The sequence below is a fragment of the Gammaproteobacteria bacterium genome (genome assembly GCA_019911805.1).
Taxonomy (GTDB): Bacteria; Pseudomonadota; Gammaproteobacteria; order Thiohalobacterales; family Thiohalobacteraceae; genus JAHJQQ01.
Genome location: JAIOJV010000048.1, coordinates 39,308 through 55,596 on the forward strand (window position 1 = coordinate 39,308; position 16,289 = coordinate 55,596).

General features: G+C 64.3%; 12 protein-coding genes and 1 pseudogene. 6 read left to right on the plus strand and 7 right to left on the minus strand.

Annotated features, from left to right (window positions below):
- The first annotated feature begins 178 nt into the window (after positions 1-178).
- From thrC to K8I04_04695, 4 genes are all read left to right on the plus strand, one after another.
- On the plus strand, positions 179-1,321 hold the full coding sequence (thrC, locus tag K8I04_04680) for a threonine synthase (GenBank protein MBZ0071004.1): 1,143 nt from the start codon (positions 179-181) through the stop codon (positions 1,319-1,321).
- Positions 1,318-2,367, plus strand: a complete 1,050-nt coding sequence (locus K8I04_04685) for a hypothetical protein (protein ID MBZ0071005.1) — start codon at positions 1,318-1,320, stop codon at positions 2,365-2,367. The genes thrC and K8I04_04685 overlap by 4 nt, the downstream gene beginning before the upstream one ends.
- A 331-nt stretch (positions 2,368-2,698) precedes the next feature.
- Positions 2,699-4,429, plus strand: a complete 1,731-nt coding sequence (recJ, locus tag K8I04_04690; GenBank protein ID MBZ0071006.1) for a single-stranded-DNA-specific exonuclease RecJ — start codon at positions 2,699-2,701, stop codon at positions 4,427-4,429.
- A 293-nt stretch (positions 4,430-4,722) separates the two neighbouring features.
- A complete protein-coding gene (locus tag K8I04_04695) occupies positions 4,723-6,327 on the plus strand; it encodes a cytochrome C (GenBank protein ID MBZ0071007.1) in 1,605 nt (534 codons plus the stop codon).
- Positions 6,328-6,411: 84 nt separating this feature from the next.
- On the opposite strand, the gene K8I04_04700 is transcribed toward K8I04_04695, so the two are convergent.
- Together K8I04_04700 and K8I04_04705 are read right to left on the minus strand one after the other, a co-directional pair.
- The gene (locus tag K8I04_04700; protein ID MBZ0071008.1) at positions 6,412-7,689 is read right to left on the minus strand and encodes an NAD(P)/FAD-dependent oxidoreductase; all 1,278 of its coding nucleotides are present in this window, start codon (positions 7,687-7,689) and stop codon (positions 6,412-6,414) included.
- A gap of 27 nt (positions 7,690-7,716) precedes the next feature.
- Positions 7,717-8,028 (minus strand): c-type cytochrome, encoded by a 312-nt coding sequence (locus K8I04_04705; protein MBZ0071009.1) that lies wholly within the window; start codon positions 8,026-8,028, stop codon positions 7,717-7,719.
- Positions 8,029-8,240: 212 nt separating this feature from the next.
- Between K8I04_04705 and K8I04_04710 the strand changes: the two genes are divergently transcribed.
- Both K8I04_04710 and K8I04_04715 read left to right on the plus strand, forming a co-directional pair.
- Positions 8,241-8,714 (plus strand): DUF5658 family protein, encoded by a 474-nt coding sequence (locus K8I04_04710; protein MBZ0071010.1) that lies wholly within the window; start codon positions 8,241-8,243, stop codon positions 8,712-8,714.
- An 861-nt stretch (positions 8,715-9,575) separates the two neighbouring features.
- A pseudogene (locus K8I04_04715) lies at positions 9,576-9,665 on the plus strand (VPLPA-CTERM sorting domain-containing protein).
- A gap of 190 nt (positions 9,666-9,855) precedes the next feature.
- On the opposite strand, the gene K8I04_04720 reads toward K8I04_04715, so the two are convergent.
- The 5 genes from K8I04_04720 to acnA form a co-directional block, all read right to left on the minus strand.
- Positions 9,856-10,671 carry a hypothetical protein gene (locus tag K8I04_04720; GenBank protein MBZ0071011.1) on the minus strand — a complete coding sequence of 272 codons (816 nt, stop codon included), beginning with the start codon at positions 10,669-10,671 and terminating at the stop codon, positions 9,856-9,858.
- Positions 10,668-11,201, minus strand: a complete 534-nt coding sequence (locus K8I04_04725) for a hypothetical protein (GenBank protein MBZ0071012.1) — start codon at positions 11,199-11,201, stop codon at positions 10,668-10,670. The genes K8I04_04720 and K8I04_04725 overlap by 4 nt, the downstream gene beginning before the upstream one ends.
- Before the next feature lie 22 nt (positions 11,202-11,223).
- The gene (locus K8I04_04730) at positions 11,224-11,685 is read right to left on the minus strand and encodes a GNAT family N-acetyltransferase (GenBank protein MBZ0071013.1); all 462 of its coding nucleotides are present in this window, start codon (positions 11,683-11,685) and stop codon (positions 11,224-11,226) included.
- Positions 11,686-11,893: 208 nt separating this feature from the next.
- A complete protein-coding gene (purB, locus tag K8I04_04735; protein ID MBZ0071014.1) occupies positions 11,894-13,261 on the minus strand; it encodes an adenylosuccinate lyase in 1,368 nt (455 codons plus the stop codon).
- A gap of 310 nt (positions 13,262-13,571) precedes the next feature.
- Positions 13,572-16,253, minus strand: a complete 2,682-nt coding sequence (gene acnA / locus K8I04_04740) for an aconitate hydratase AcnA (GenBank protein ID MBZ0071015.1) — start codon at positions 16,251-16,253, stop codon at positions 13,572-13,574.
- Positions 16,254-16,289: the final 36 nt, after the last annotated feature.

Below are 16,289 nucleotides of genomic sequence, written 5' to 3' on the forward strand. Positions count from 1 at the left end.
ACAAAGGCAATTGAACCGCCAAGGCGCCAAGAACGCCAAGAGAAATCAATGTAACGGCTGGTTCATTTTTTTCATCAAGTGTTCTTGGCGCCCTTGGCGTCTTGGCGGTTCGTAAAAGGTTTTCTTGGCGCCCTTGGCGTCTTGGCGGTTCAAAACTACTGACTCAAGGTAACCACTCATGCCCTTTCGTCCCCGTTATACCGGCCTCATCGAACGTTATCGCGACCGTCTGCCGATCCATGACGATACGCGCATCATCAGTCTCGGCGAGGGCAATACGCCGCTGATCCGGTTGAACAACATTCCGCGCAGCATCGGCAAGGATGTAGACATCTACGTCAAGTACGAAGGCCTGAATCCGACCGGTTCCTTCAAAGACCGTGGTATGACCATGGCCGTGACCAAGGCAGTGGAGGCGGGCAGCCGTGCCATCATCTGCGCCTCGACGGGTAATACCTCGGCGGCAGCGGCCGCCTATGCGGCGCGTGCCGGCATTACCGCGTTCGTGCTGATCCCGGAGGGTAAGATCGCCATGGGCAAGCTCGCGCAGGCGATGATGCACGGCTCCGTGGTACTGCAGATCCGTGGCAACTTCGATGCCGGCATGCAACTGGTGAAGGAGGTCGCCGAGCAGGCGCCGGTGACGATCGTGAATTCCATTAATCCGTTTCGCCTTCAGGGCCAGAAGACCGCGGCCTTCGAGATCATCGAGGAACTCGGCCGCGCCCCCGACTACCATTGTCTGCCGGTCGGCAACGCCGGCAATATCACTGCCCACTGGATCGGCTATTGCGAGTATTCCTCGGCCTCCGGGGATCACGTCACCGCCGCCTGCACCTATTGCAACGGTCACTGTGCCTACGCCGGCGGTGCCATCGCCGGCAACCGGCCAAAGATGGTCGGCTATCAGGCCACGGGGGCGGCACCGTTCCTGCGCGGTGCGATGGTCGACCATCCCGAGACCGTCGCCACCGCCATCCGCATCGGCCATCCGCAGTCCTGGGAGCAGGCCTGGAAGGTCAAGGAGGAATCCGGCGGCTGGTTCGACGAATGCACCGACGCCGAGATCCTCGCCGCGCAGAAGCTGCTGGCCGAGCAGGAGGGCGTGTTCTGCGAACCGGCCTCGGCGACTTCGCTGGCCGGCGCCCTGCGCGATGTGAAGCACGGCAAGATCCCCGCGGGCAGCTCCATCGTCTGTACGCTCACCGGCCACGGTCTGAAGGATCCCGACACCGCCATTCAGCAGAGCACCGGCAACGTCCACACCGTCGACGCGACGCTGGATGCCGTGCGCAGGGCGATCCTCGACAAGATGGTGTGACGGGCGACCCCGTGCGCCTGACACTGCTGGTACCGGGCCTGTTCGGGCCCGGCACCGGCCCTGCTGACGGGCGCGCGCCGGGTGGTCCGGGCTTGGCGGGCCTGCCAAACCCGTCAGGCGCACGTCGGACGGCACTCGCGCAACTGCTGACCCGCGCCGACCGGTGGCCGGAGCCGGCCGATGCCGATGCGTTGCGCTACCGGCTCTGCGGCTATGCGCTGCCGGAGGGACAGGACCGCCCCGACGCCTGGCTGAGCTACCAGATGGACGTCGGCGCGACCGTGCCGGACGCGCTGTTACGCGCCGATCCGGTGCATCTGCGGGCCGATCGGTCGCACCTCGTGCTGTTCGATGGTGCGCACCTGCAGATCGTGGACGCCGAGGTGCAGGCCCTGGCCGCTGCTTTCAACATGCACTATGCCGCGGACGGCATGCGTCTGGAATTCGCCACACCGGTGCGTGGCTATCTGCATCTGCCGCGGCAACCGGACATGCGTACCACGCCGCTGGCACGCGCCAGCGGCCACGATATCGACGCGTCCCTCCCCAGCGGACCCGACGCGCGTGACTGGCATCGATTCCTCAATGAAGTGCAGATGCTGTTTCACGAGCACCCGGTCAACCGTGAGCGCGAGGCGCGCGGCCGGCCACTGATCAACAGCCTCTGGCTATGGGGCGGCGGTCCGCCGCTTGCGGCAGAGGCGAGCGACTGGCAGGGCGTGTGGTGTGAGGATACCGTCTTGCAAGGCCTGGCCAGGCTGAACGGTATCCCGTGTGCCGACCCGCCGACGGATGTGCGCGCCTGGCTGCACGAGCTTGTCGGTGGCAACCACCTGGTGTGCCTGGATGGTCTGCGGTCGGCCGTCGCCTATGGTGATGTGGAATCCTGGCTGGCGGAGACCGGGCGGTTCGAGCAGGACTGGTTCACGCCGCTGCTGCAGGCACTGCGCGACCGGCGCTTGCGGGAATTGACGCTGTATCCCGATGACGGTCAGGGCTACCGCATTACGCGTGGGGCCTGGTGGCGCTTCTGGCGAAGGCCCTGACATCCGGTGCCAAGAGCGGCGCGACCTGCAGCCGTGCACCGGCGTCATACACGAGCCGGCACGCCAGCGTGGGCGTCGCCACCCCACGCCGCAGGGATTCCTGCCACCACCGCCCCGGCCTTGAGAGCGAACAGGAACCATATCATTAAAAACACTGATTTCAGCCACGGAAGCACACGGAAAAACATGGGCCGGATCACAGGCTCATACAACGGCCCGCGGTACCTGCCCAGTGTTGGGGCAGGGCTGCATGACGCGGTTTCATTTCCGTGCCTTCCGTGTGCTTCCGTGGCAAATATAGTTTTTGGATTTATGGGACAGTAGTGGAACCATGCATAAACGCATCATTCGCCGCGAACCGAAGGCCGACGCTGCGCACCTGCCCATCGAAATCCCCGCCGTGCTGCGAAGGATATACGCGGCGCGCGGTATCGCCGATCCCCTGCAGCTGGACACGGGCATCGAGCGCCTGCTGCCGCCCCAGCGTCTGGGTGGGCTGGAGCGGGCATTGGATCTGCTGGAACAGGCACTGACCCAGGGGCAGCGCATCGTCATCGTCGGCGATTTTGACGCCGACGGCGCGACCAGTACGGCACTGATGGTACGCGCACTGCGCGCTCTGGGCGCACCGCAGGTCGACTACCTCGTGCCCAACCGCTTTGATTTCGGCTATGGCCTGACCCCGGAGATCGTCGCCGTCGCTGCGCAGCGGCACCCCGATCTGCTCATCACCGTCGACAGCGGCATCGCCTGTCTCGCCGGTGTTGCGGCGGCGCGCGCGCACGGCATGCGCGTGCTCGTGACCGACCACCACCTGCCCGGCGCGCAGCTGCCCGAGGCCGATGCCATCGTCAACCCGAATCTGCCCGGTGATGACTTCCCGAGCAAGCACCTCGCGGGCGTGGGCGTGGCCTTCTATCTCATGGTCGCGCTGCGCGCGCGTCTGCGTACGACCGACTGGTTCACGGCGCGCGACCTGCCGGAACCGAATCTGGCCCGGCTTCTCGATCTCGTGGCCCTGGGCACCGTCGCCGACGTGGTGCCGCTGGACCACAACAACCGCATCCTGGTCGAGCAGGGTCTGCGGCGCGTCCGGGCCGGGCGTTGCGTGCCGGGTATCAGCGCGCTGTTGCAGGTCGGCAAGCGCAATCCCGCACGGGTGGTGGCGAGCGACCTGGGTTTCACCGTGGGGCCACGCTTGAACGCCGCCGGGCGGCTGGAGGACATGGCGCTCGGCATCGAGTGCCTGCTCGCGGACGACGCGCAGACCGCGCTGACCATGGCACGGCAGCTGGACGAACTGAACCGTGCCCGGCGCGAGATCGAGGCCGACATGAAGGCACAGGCGTTGGCAGCACTGGAAGCGCTGCATCTGGAGGCGGGCAGTCTGCCGACCGGGCTGTGCGTTTTTGATCGTGCTTGGCATCAGGGTGTGATCGGGATTCTTGCCGCGCGTCTCAAGGAGAGTCTCCATCGCCCTGTGATCGCCTTTGCCGCGGCCGGCGACGGTGAGATCAAGGGCTCGGCGCGTTCGGTGCCGGGCTTCCACATACGCGATTGCCTGGAGGCGGTCAGCACGCGCCATCCGGGCCTGATCCGCAAGTTCGGTGGGCATGCGATGGCGGCCGGGCTGTCGCTCGCCGAGCAGGACTTTACGCGCTTCCATGCGGCGTTCGATACCGAGGTGAGCCGGCATCTGGGCGCGGACGATTTGCAGGGCGTGATCCACAGTGACGGCGAGCTGCAGGCCGACGAACTCACGCTGGAACTGGCCGAGGCGCTGCGCACTGCCGGGCCCTGGGGGCAACACTTCCCGGAGCCCGTCTTCGACGGGGTCTTCGAGGTGCTGTCACAACGGCTGGTGGGCGACTGTCATCTGAAGCTGACGCTGCGTCAGGCCGGTCGCGCCGGCATCGATGCCATCGCCTTCAACCAGGCATCGATCGGCGATCTGACCGGACGCCGGGTCACCCTGGCCTATCGTGTCGATGCCAACGAGTTCCGCGGCATGACCAGCTTGCAGTTGGTGGTGGAGTATATCGAACCGGTGAGTGAGGCGTGAGGCGTGAGGAGTGAGGCGTGAGGCGTGAGGCGTGAGGCGTGAGGCGTGAGGAGAGAAAGGCAAACCCTTTGTTGGCCACGGAAACACACGGAAAGAGGGCAATGCAAAACCTCGAAAAGCAGACGGCGCAGGGGGTCCCTATATGCGTCGGCGCAATGACCTACACGGTAGTCGACGCGATGCGTTCAGGCGGGCGGCTGTTCAATCCACCCTGGGCTGTTGGTCTTCTCTGGCGGATAGGCCACCGCGCAGCTAGGATTGTCGATGTATCGTCCTCGCAGGAGAGTGTACCGATGAACCACACACGACACGCCCTTGTGACCGTCCTCTGGCTGGCTGCATCGGTGGGGATCGTGCCTGTTTCCTGGGCCCAGGATTTCGGCAAGGCCGAGCGGCTGTACGATGAGCATTGCGCAGTGTGCCATGGGGCGGACCGCAGTGGATACATCGGGCCGGCATTGAATCGTGATGACACCAAGCTCACCCGGGAGCAGGTCAGTGCCAAGATACAGGTGGGGGGCGTTACGACCTTGATGCCGCAGCATCCTACGTGGTTCGGCAAATTATCGGTCAAGGACATGGACCTGCTGGCCACGCTCATAACGAAACGCCCGCGACGCTCCCTGTCCTGGGGGTTGAACGACATACGGGATTCACTCGAGGTGCTGGTCGCCGATGAATCAAGCTTACCCGACAAGCCGACCTATCCGATAGAGGACCTCGATGATCTGATGGTCATCATGGTACGCGGACACTTCGCCGCCGGAGATGCCGCCAAGGTCGTGTTCTTCGATGGTAGAACCAACCGGAAGGTGGGTGAAGTGCCCACCGGTTTTGCACCGCATTTGATGGACTTCCACCCCAAGGAGGAGCGCTGGGCCTATCTTCGGGACGATATCGGCTACATCTTCAAGATCGATCTCTACTCGCTGCAGGTCGTGCGGAAAGTGCGGGCTGGACTGAATGGCACGTCCCTCGCGGTATCGCGTGATGGGCGCTACCTGGCCGCGGGTTCCTACGTCCCGGATACAGCGGTGATCCTGGATGCTGCGACCCTGGAGCCGGTCAAGCTGATGGAGCTGCGTGGCATCGATCCGGATGGCAATATGGTCGAGGCCGACTCGGGCATGATCACCGGCACGCCGTACGCAGATGTCTTCGTGATCGCGCTCGAACAGGCCGGCCACGTATGGATCGTGGATCTGGATAAACCGGACATGCCCATCACCAGGATCGCCGACGTGGGCCGGCATCTGCATGATGCATTTCTGTCGCCGGATGGCCGTTACGTCGTGGTTTCCTCGTACGATGACGATATCAACGCCGTCATCGACCTGGCCGAACGACGTATCGTCAAGAAGATCCCGGCCGGCTGTCAGCCGCACCTCGGCTCGGGTGCCGTGGTGCGCTCGCATGGCCGGCTTCTGGGCATCGGCACCAATATCGGTACACGTCCCTGCGAGCCGTACGAGGTGACCGTGTTCGACATGGATACCTTCGAGGTGGTCAAGCGCATCCCCGTCCTGGGTCCCACCGAGTCACCCGCCGCGCACCCCGATGCCCCGTATATCGTGGTCGACATCGTCGGCACGGGTCCGGCTGCGAATAAGATCCAGCTCATCGACAAGCAGACACTCACGGTCGTCAGGACGCTGACGGTCGCAGGCACACTCGGTCATTCGCACTTCCCGGAATACACGGCACGGGGTGAATATTTCTATGTCAGTGCCAGACAGGGCGGTGATCGGACCGCCGGACGTGACAGTGGCCAGCTGGTGATCTACGACGCACATACCCTGAAGCAAGTGAAGACGGTACCGATGGAGGTGCCCGCAGGTGTGTTCTCACATGTACGCGCGCGCACGGTGGTGGTGGGACTCGAGAGTATGGCGCAGTGACCATCTACTGAAAAACGTTCGGTAATTCCCCATCCGTACGCGGATTCCGCGGCCAGGAACGGGTTTCCCCTCACTTCTCACTCCTCACCCGAAACTGTCCGCCACGATGCTCGCGTACCAGCCTTCGGCATAGACCGCCTCGCGCTTGCGGAAGTTCGCGTCGGCATCAGCGGGACTGACACCGCCCGAACCCTCGACGGCCTCGATCTTGCCGTTCTTGAGGTGATAGACCGCCGCGACCGAGATGCCGTAGTCAGGCGCGACCAGGCTGTAGCAGGTGTTGACGTGGGACGGGATCGGTATGGTCTGCTCCCGCAGACTCGCGATGACCGCGGCCGCGCACATCTTCGCATGGTTGTTGGCGGAGTGCCCCGACTTGGGCATGGCACCGGCGATGCAGGCATCGCCGATCACATGGATGTTGGGATGGAGCGTGGACTCGAAGCTGGCCTGATCCACCGGGCACCAGCCGCTGTCATCGGTCAGCCCGGCGGTGTGAGCCAGGGCACCGGCATGGTGCGGGCAAATGACGTTCACCACAGCCCCTTGATGCGATTCCAGGCCGGCTTGCGTATAGACAGTGCGGGTCTTGACGTCGACGCGCTCGACCTTGCCGCCCTGCGTGCCCGGCACCCACTCGATCATGCCTGGATAGCGCGCCTTCCACGCCGCCTGGAACAGCCCCTGCTTGGAGAAGCTGTCCTTGGTATCGAGCAGCAGCAGCTTCGACCTGGGTTTGTGTGTCTGCAGATAGTGCGCGATCAGGCTGGCCCGCTCGTACGGTCCCGGTGGGCAACGGAAGGGATTGCCGGGGATGGCGATGATGACCACGCCGCCGTCGGGCATGGCCTCGAGCTGACTGCGCAACAGCTCCGTCTGGGGGCCGGCCTTGTAGGCATGAGGGAGGATCTCGGCGGCCTTCTCATCGTAGTCCTCGATGCTTCCCCATTTGAAATCGATACCCGGCGCGACCACCAGCCGGTCGTAGACCAGCGTGTCGCCGTTGTCGAGCGTGACACGGCGCTTGCCCGGATCGATGCCCTGGACGCGCGCGGTGACGACATCGATGGCGTGCGCCTTGAGACCGTCATAGCCGTGGGTGATATCGGTCATGCTGCGTAAGCCACCGAGCACCCAATTGCTGGCCGGGCAGGTGACGTAGTGCGGGCTGGCCTCCACCAGGGTGATGCCGATGTCCGCATCATAGCGGCGCAGATACTTTGCGCAGGTGGCGCCACCGAATCCGCCGCCGACCACGACGATGCGGGCCGGCGCAGCGTGCGCTCCGCGCCATACGGGCAGCGCCGCCAGTGCCGCGCCTGTGCCGAGGTAGCCCAGAAACTGCCTGCGATTGACCGTCATGTCGGACCCTCCTGCGTGGATGCGGGGCTACTGGATACGACTCAGATAATCTGCGATGGACGCGAGCTCCTCGTCGCTGTAGCCGGTGGCATGGCGTCCCATCACCGTGGACGGCCGGCGCCCGTCACGGAATTCCTGCAGGGTGCGGCGCAGGGAGTCGGCCGGGATGCCGGCAATGGATGGGATCGCCCCGGGGCTCTTGCCGTCGGTGCCGTGACAGGTGAAACAGGTGCTCGCGAGTATCTCGCCGCGCAGGATCTCGCCGGTCTCCTGGGTCGCTCCGGGACCGGAGACCGCGATCAGCACTGCGGCCGAACCGAGCAGAAGGACTGGGCGCATGTGAACCTCCAGCGCTACCCGATGATGCGGGGATGCCTCTTTACCGTAGTTCACGGCAGGGAATCGCACAAGACAACTGAGGCGGTTGCCGGGGAGGTTGTCAGCGGCGCGACGGCTGTGGCAGGCTAGCGATGGGATGTCGCTCTCGACCAGGGATGGATCACCGGTACGGCACGGAGTCCGTGTCGACCATCCCTGCTGTGAGGTGCGTGATGCCGTATCCCTACCCGATCGCCGATCTGCCGCGGGAGCGGCGCGATGCCGCCGACCGCCGGAACTTCACCCTGCATACGCTGTGGCACGGTATGCGACGGCAACGGCGGCGCCGGTCACGGCGGGACGGCGAGGCAGCCGTGCTGGACGTCCACCCGCCGCGCTATCGGTACTGGATTCTCGGCCTGCTGGGCCTGTCCTGTCTTGACGCGATCTTTACCCTGCAGCTGCTGCAAAGGGGTGCGACCGAGGTCAATCCCTTCATGGCCTTGCTGATCGGTATCGACCTTCGGCTGTTTGCGTTCATCAAGACGCTGGTTACCGGCATCTGTGCCGGCCTGCTGGTGATCCTGGCGCCGCAGCACGTCTTTCGCATCCGCGGCGACGTATTGCTGCGCCTCGCCGTGCTGGCCTACCTCGTGCTCATCAATTGGGAACTCGCGCTGCTGGGTGGCTTTGCTGGTAGTGCCTGATGGTGCCGGCAGCGGCAGGTATTGTCGGAATAATTAACGAATAAAAAGCGGCTGTCGTATGTGTGATAAGTAACTATTAAACAATGAAAACACATCTGCTGCCCGGCCAAAACAGGCAGGACGCTGTCGGATTAGTTTCCAGTTCAGGCCAGCCCGATCCCGGTGCGTTTAAATAACTTGCTGTAATTCAAGTAAATAGCCTATCATGGTACGGAAGCTGCTTACTCCCGCCAGTGGCCGAGGGGGTGTCTGTGCCGTACCTCATGCATACCCGGGAGAGTGGTCGCTGGGGCACGGGGGTGCGGGCGATCCAGGCAAGAACCCGATCAAGAAGATACAGAATAAGCTCTTAAAGAAGCGTTGCGGAGAGGACAAGAAACCATGTCGATGTTCACAAAAGCGAATTGTACCGCCTTGGTTGCCTGTTGCCTGACCGTGGGGACGGTCGGCGCCCAGGCGGCCCTCGTCAACTTTACGCTGATGGGTACGGTGAACCCCACGGCGGACCCCGGCAACGTATTCGGTGTGAGTCGCGGCGATGACATCACCGTCACCGGCACCTTCGATGACAGCGTCCTCAGTGGCGGGACCGGCACCATCTCCTTCACTCAGGGCAGCGGGAACACCCTGTCGTTTGGTTTCGCCGGTGTATCTTTCACCGAGCAGAGTGACTCCAATTACACCGTCGTCAACAGCCGCCCCAACCTGACCTTCAATGGCGGCGCGTTCACCGGGTTCAATTTCGTGGCGTATTTCGGCGGCGAGGCCGGTCATGAGTTCAACGCGCAAGACTACGCTTTCAATGGCTACGAGTACGGTCATGATATGACCGTCTCCGGCACTTGGCTCCGCTTTGAGACCACGCCCGTACCCGTACCCGCCGCCGTCTGGCTGCTCGGCTCCGGGCTGCTCGGGCTGGTGGGCGTCGCCCGGCGTAGGCGCCTGGTCTGAACGCGACCGGGTGACGCCGGCGCACGACCGGTACCGGCACGGTTCGATATGAAAAAGCGGCCCCCGGGCCGCTTTTTCATTCAAGTCGCTCGAGCCGCTGCGGGACATCGGCTCCGGGACGCTCTCCGTCAGTGGACCGACCGGCGTGTCGCGCAGCCGGTGCACCTCGCGCTGCGGCGTACGTCTGCACTCATTCGACCACCTCCACTCTGAGCCACAGCGTCTGCTGTGTCGCGTCGCGGTTGCGCGTGCTGCGCAGCAGGCCACCGCCTTCCTGCGTGTGCCGCTGATGGGTGCCGCCGAGTTCCAGCCAGTCGCCGAGGCGGCCGCGCACGGTGGTGATCAGTGCGGTGGTCTGGATACGGCCGCTGCCGCGCGGGTCGAGGACCTCGCGCTGCGGGCTGATGTCCACGGTGACCTCGCCGTCGTGGGTACGGGCCAGGGCGTAGAAGCCGGAGCTGAGTTCCTGGTAGTCGATGCCCTCCGTGATGACGACGCGGCCATCGCGGACGTGGCCGCTGCGGGTGGGCACCGGAAAGGCCTCGCCGGTGAGGATATACGCGGGCGTGCCTTCGCGGGCGGTGACTTCGTAGTGGTTGCGCTCGCCACCCTTGTCGCGGGTACTGCGGAGGATGACACGGCCACGGGCCTCGACCGCGCCGGCGGCGGCGCCGAGGTCGACCGTGCCCTGGATCCGCTCGCGTTCGATCTCCTCGTGGGCGGCGCGGCGCACGCTGATACGCAGTTGCCGGGCGGCCTGGTCGAGTTGCGCGATCAGGGCACGCAGCTCCTCCTGGCGCTGCGGGGTGGCGCGCACGATGAGCTGATAGCCGGTGCCGCTCAAGGCCTCGTTCCGATCCAGCAGCGGGCGGATCAGCGGCATGAGTTCCTCGGCGCTGCGATTCTGCAGCGGAATGAGTTCGATGCGATCGGCCGCACGGCCGGTCGCACTCAGCAGCATCAGCAACAGCGTGCACAGTACGGCGAGGGTGCGGGCGGTGGTCACAGGTGCAGGCGCCGCAGATCGGCGTGCGGTTCGCTGCGGCCCCAGACCTCGTCGAAGAAGGCCCGCAGGCGCCGTACCTCCGGTGGCGCCTTGCAGCTGCAACTACCTTCGAAGCGTGCCGCATATGGGCGGTGCAGCAGCCCGTGGTCGTCGACCAGCAGGAAGGCTTCGTTGTTGTCCTGATAATCGGCATGTACCTTGCGCAGCTCGATATAGCTGCTCAGCCGTCGGGCGAGTTCCACCAGACGGTGACCGTCCCTGACTGTGCGTTCGAAGTCCCTGGCCAGCACGCGCACCCGGGCGCGAGGGCTGCTCAGGCACAGCTGGGTGAGGGCGTCGAGGAAGGGTGACTGGTCGTACAACACCGGTTCCAGATCGGGTGTGAACAGGTCGACCTGCCGGCGCGCCTGGGCGGCGAGCAGGGCGGCCACCTGACGGTTGTCGTCGCGGCTGGTGAGCGCGTAGCTACCGGCAGTCGCGCCGAGGACGCAATCACCGTCCGGGCGTTCATTGAACGGGGGCAGGGGCATGGTGGCGTTCCTCCCGGGCGTCTCAGGGGTCGGCCGTGAAACGGGTCATACGGATATGCGGGATGCCGGCCGTCTCGAACGTATCGCCCGAGGCGATGAATCCGTGGCGGTGATAGAACCCGGCCACCGCCGTCTGGGCGTCGACGAAGACCTCGTCGAGGCGGTGGGCGGCCGCGCGTTCGATCAACATCAGCAGCAGCGCACTGCCGACGCCCCGTCCGCGCCAGCCCGGCAGTACGGCCATGCGGCCGATATGTCCGTCGGTCTGCAGGCGTGCCGTGCCGATGGGCCGGCCGGCCATGTCGTAGGCGATCAGATGCGCACAGTCGGGGTCGAGGCCGTCCCATTCCAGCGCCTCGGGGATGCCGAGTTCGCGCACGAACACGGTAGTGCGGAGGGCACGGATGGCATTTTCGTCGCCCGGCCAGTCGGCGGGTGCGACCAGATAACCGGCGTCTTCAGTGTCGGCGGAATCGGCTGTCATAGGCCGATGATGCCGCAAGGGCGGGATTTTTGAAACTGCGTGGTGTTGTCGCTTGACCACGAAGGGCACGAAGGGCACGAAGAAAATCCAAATCCAAACAAATCAGCAAGATGCTGCGCCCCTATTGTCGGGGGTGTGCCTGCGATCTGGAATCCTGTTCACAAAAACTTTGTGTCCGTCGTGTCCTTCGTGGTTCAAAGCAGGATATTCAGATCCTGCGCGCCTGCTCGGCCGCATTGCCGATGTAGCCGGCCGGGGTGAGGTTGCGCAGGTGCTGCCGGGCCTCGGCGGGGATGTCGAGGCCGTCGATGAAGGTGCGCAGGGAGTGCGCATCGATGCCCTTGCCACGGGTCAGTTCCTTGAGCTTCTCGTAGGGCTGCTCGATACCGTAGCGCCGCATGACCGTCTGCACCGCCTCGGCCAGCACCTCCCAGGTGGCATCCAGGTCGGCGGCAATACCCGTCGGGTTGGCCTCCAGCTTGCCGATGCCGCGGAGCAGGGATTCCAGGGCGATGACGGTGTGGGCGATGCCGACGCCGAGGTTGCGCAGCACGGTGGAGTCCGACAGATCGCGCTGCCAGCGTGAGACCGGCAGCTTGGCCGCCAGGTGGGCGAACAGCGCGTTGGCGATGCCCAGGTTGCCCTCGGCGTTCTCGAAGTCGATGGGATTGACCTTGTGTGGCATGGTCGAGGAGCCGACCTCGCCGGCCACGGTCTTCTGCTTGAAGTAGCCGAGTGAGATGTAGCCCCAGATATCGCGCGCGAAATCGAGCAGCACAGTGTTGTAGCGGGCGATGGCATCGAACATCTCGGCGATGTAGTCGTGCGGTTCGATCTGGATGGTATACGGGTTCCAGTCGAGGCCGAGGTCGGTGACGAAGCGCTCGGCGAAGGCCTGCCAGTCGATCTCGGGATAGGCGATCAGGTGTGCATTGTAGTTGCCGACCGCGCCATTGATCTTGCCGAGCATCGGCACCTGGGTAAGCTGCTCACGCTGGCGGCGCAGGCGATAGGCAAAGTTGGCCATCTCCTTGCCGACCGTCGTCGGTGTGGCCGGCTGGCCGTGGGTGCGTGACAGCAATGGCAGTTCGGCGTTGGCGTGCGCCAGCGCAACGATGGCGTCGATGACCGTGTCCAGCAACGGCAGCAACACCTGACCGCGCGCCTCACGCAGCATCAGGGCGTAGGCAAGGTTGTTGATGTCCTCGGAGGTGCAGGCGAAATGGATGAACTCACTGACCGCATCCAGCTCGGTGTTGCCGGCGATCTTCTCCTTGATGAAATATTCGACCGCCTTGACGTCGTGGTTGGTGGTGCGCTCGATGTTCTTGACCCGGCGGGCGTCCTCTTCACTGAAGTTGGTGAAGATGCCGTTGAGGATATGCGTCGCATGTGCGCTCAGTGCCGGTACTTCCGGGATGCCTTCGTGCGCAGCCAGCGCCTGCAGCCAGCGGATCTCCACCAGCACACGGTGACGGATCAGCCCGTACTCGCTGAAGATCGGCCGCAGCAATTCGGTCTTGCCGGCGTAACGCCCGTCGACGGGGGAAACGGCAGTAAGGGATGTCAGGTCCATGGGTTTTCTCTTGAGGTCTTTAGTTTTGAACCGCCAAGACGCCAAGGGCGCCAAGAAAATCAGATGCGAACCGCCAAGGCGCCAAGAACGCCAAGGAAACATAGTTTGAACCGCCAAGACGCGGAGGACACCAAGAAAATCCGGGGTGAACCGCCAAGAACACCAAGGCGCCAAGAATGATTAATTGAAAGGCAAATACGAGGTCGCTTTTACAATAATTTTTCTTGGCGCCTTGGCGTTCTTGGCGGTTCAAAAAGTATTTCTTGGCGTCCTCCGCGTCTTGGCGGTTCCCAATACCAAAACCAAATTATCACGCCGCCAGCTGGCGCAGTACGTATTGCAGGATGCCGCCGTGGCGGTAGTATTCGATCTCCTGCGGGGTGTCGATGCGTACGCGGGCGCTGAAGGTCTGCACCGAACCGTCCTCACCGGTGGCCGTTACGGTGACGCGCTTGGCGGTGCCGTCATCCAGGCCTTCGATGTCGAAGACTTCGCGACCGGTCAGTCCCAGCGACTGCGCATTCTCGCCAGCGACGAATTGCAGGGGCAGGATACCCATCCCGATCAGGTTGGAACGGTGGATGCGTTCGTAGCTCTCGGCGATGACGGCGCGGATGCCGAGCAGGCGCGGGCCCTTCGCGGCCCAGTCGCGCGAGGAGCCGGAGCCGTATTCCTTGCCGGCGATGACGATCAACGGGACGTTCGCGTCGCGATACTTCATGGCCGCAGCGTAGATCGACATCGGCTCGCCGTCGGGCAGGTGCAGGGTGACGCCGCCCTCGGTGCCGGGTGCGAGCAGGTTGCGCAGGCGGAGGTTGGCGAAGGTGCCGCGCATCATGACCTCGTGGTTGCCGCGGCGCGAGCCCAGCGAATTGAAGTCGGCCTGTTGCACACCGTGTTCCAGCAGGTATTTTCCGGCGGGGCTGTCGGGTTTGATGGCACCGGCCGGTGAGATGTGATCGGTGGTCACCGAGTCGCCGAGCAGGGCGAGCGCGCGTGCGCCACGGATATCGGTGACTGTCCCCGGCGTCTTGCTCATGCCCTCGAAGTAGGGCGGATTCTTGATGTAGGTCGAGGCGTCATCCCAGGTGAACAGCTGGCCTTCCGGCGAGGCGAGGCCGGTCCAGCGGTTCTCACCCTGGAAGACATTGGCGTAGATGCGGGTGAAGTCCTCGCGATTCACGGCACTCGCGACGATATCGCTGACCTCCTTCTGCAGTGGCCAGATGTCCTTCAGGAAGACCTCGTTGCCCTTCCGGTCGACCCCGAGGGGATCGTTGTAGAGATCGATATCCATGGTGCCGGCCAGGGCATAGGCGACCACCAAGGGCGGCGAGGCCAGATAGTTCATGCGCACCTCGGCGTGCACCCGGCCCTCGAAGTTGCGGTTGCCGGACAGGACCGAACAGGCCGCAAGCTGGCCTGCGGCGATGGCCTTGGAGACCGGTTCCAGCAGCGGCCCGGAATTACCGATGCAGGTCGCACAGCCGTAACCGACCACGTGGAAGCCGAGCGTCTCGAGTTCCTCGAGCAGACCGGCCTGTTTGAGGTATTCGGTCACCACCTGTGAGCCGGGCGCGAGCGAGGTCTTCACCCAGGGTTTCACCTTCAAGCCCAGCGCGGCGGCCTTCTTGGCGACCAGGCCGGCACTGAGCATCACCGAGGGGTTCGAGGTGTTGGTGCAGGAGGTGATGGAGGCGATCACCACGGCGCCGTCGGTGAGAGTGTGCGTGCCGCCGCCGATGTTCGCCAGCGCCGGCTTGCTGCTGAGATTGCGTTCCGCTTGCAACGCCGCGAGCGCCTCCTTGAACATCGCCTGGGACCGCTTGAGCGGCACGCGGTCCTGCGGGCGTTTCGGGCCGGCGAGGCTGGGCTCGACCGTGCCCATGTCGAGTGCAACCGTGCTGCTGTAAATGGCGTCGGGCTTGCCAGGGGTACGGAACATGCCCTGTTCCCGGGCGTAGGCCTCGACCAGCGCGACCTGGTCGTCGGGGCGGCCGGACAGGCGCAGGTAATCGAGCGTCTCGGCGTCGATGGGGAAGATCCCGCAGGTCGCACCATACTCGGGTGCCATGTTGGCCAGCGTGGCGCGGTCGGCCAGCGACAGGTGATCCAGACCGTCGCCGTAGAACTCGACGAACTTGCCGACCACCCCGTGCTTGCGCAGCATCTGCACTACCGTCAACACCAGGTCGGTCGCGGTCGCGCCTTCCGGCAGCCGGCCGCTGAGCTTGAAACCGACCACCTGCGGGATGAGCATCGACACCGGCTGGCCGAGCATGGCCGCCTCCGCCTCGATGCCGCCGACGCCCCAGCCGAGCACACCCAGGCCGTTGACCATGGTGGTATGCGAATCCGTACCGACCAGCGTGTCCGGATAGGCCTGGAGTACGCCGTCGTTCTCTTGTGCGAACACCGTGCGGGCGAGGTATTCGAGATTCACCTGATGCACGATGCCGGTGCCCGGTGGCACCACCTTGAAATTCGAGAAGGCCTTCTGGCCCCATTTCAGAAAGGCATAGCGTTCCCGGTTGCGTTGGTACTCCAGCTTGGCGTTGAGGTCCAGTGCATCCTTCTGGCCGAAGGCGTCGATCTGCACCGAGTGGTCGATGACCAGTTCCGCCGGCTGCAGCGGGTTGATCCGGTCGGGATCACCGCCGAGGGCCTGCATGGCATCGCGCATGGCCGCGAGATCGACCACCGCCGGCACACCGGTGAAGTCCTGCATGAGCACGCGCGCCGGACGGAAGGCGATCTCGCGGCCGCCGCTGACGTTGGGGTCTGCCTGCGGATCCCAGGACGCAAGGGCACGGATGTCCTCGCGGGTGACGGTCTTGCCGTCCTCGAAGCGCAGCAGATTCTCCAACAGTACCTGCAGTGAGAAAGGCAGGCGAGAGACCTTGAATTCCGCCTCCAGGGCCGGCAGACGGAAGATTTCGTAGTGGCGTCCGGCGACACTCAGGCTGGTGCGCGCAGAAAAGCTGTTAGACATGCGTACTCCTGAAATTTGGTGTGCTGAATCCGTAGC

Bases quoted from the DNA above. Each gene is read 5' to 3' on its own strand.
- thrC (MBZ0071004.1), top strand. From the start codon at position 179: ATGCCCTTTCGTCCCCGTTATACCGGCCTCATCGAACGTTATCGCGAC.
- recJ (MBZ0071006.1), top strand. From the start codon at position 2,699: ATGCATAAACGCATCATTCGCCGCGAACCGAAGGCCGACGCTGCGCAC.
- K8I04_04695 (MBZ0071007.1), top strand. From the start codon at position 4,723: ATGAACCACACACGACACGCCCTTGTGACCGTCCTCTGGCTGGCTGCA.
- K8I04_04700 (MBZ0071008.1), bottom strand. From the start codon at position 7,689: ATGACGGTCAATCGCAGGCAGTTTCTGGGCTACCTCGGCACAGGCGCG.
- K8I04_04705 (MBZ0071009.1), bottom strand. From the start codon at position 8,028: ATGCGCCCAGTCCTTCTGCTCGGTTCGGCCGCAGTGCTGATCGCGGTC.
- K8I04_04710 (MBZ0071010.1), top strand. From the start codon at position 8,241: ATGCCGTATCCCTACCCGATCGCCGATCTGCCGCGGGAGCGGCGCGAT.
- K8I04_04725 (MBZ0071012.1), bottom strand. From the start codon at position 11,201: ATGCCCCTGCCCCCGTTCAATGAACGCCCGGACGGTGATTGCGTCCTC.
- K8I04_04730 (MBZ0071013.1), bottom strand. From the start codon at position 11,685: ATGACAGCCGATTCCGCCGACACTGAAGACGCCGGTTATCTGGTCGCA.
- purB (MBZ0071014.1), bottom strand. From the start codon at position 13,261: ATGGACCTGACATCCCTTACTGCCGTTTCCCCCGTCGACGGGCGTTAC.
- acnA (MBZ0071015.1), bottom strand. From the start codon at position 16,253: ATGTCTAACAGCTTTTCTGCGCGCACCAGCCTGAGTGTCGCCGGACGC.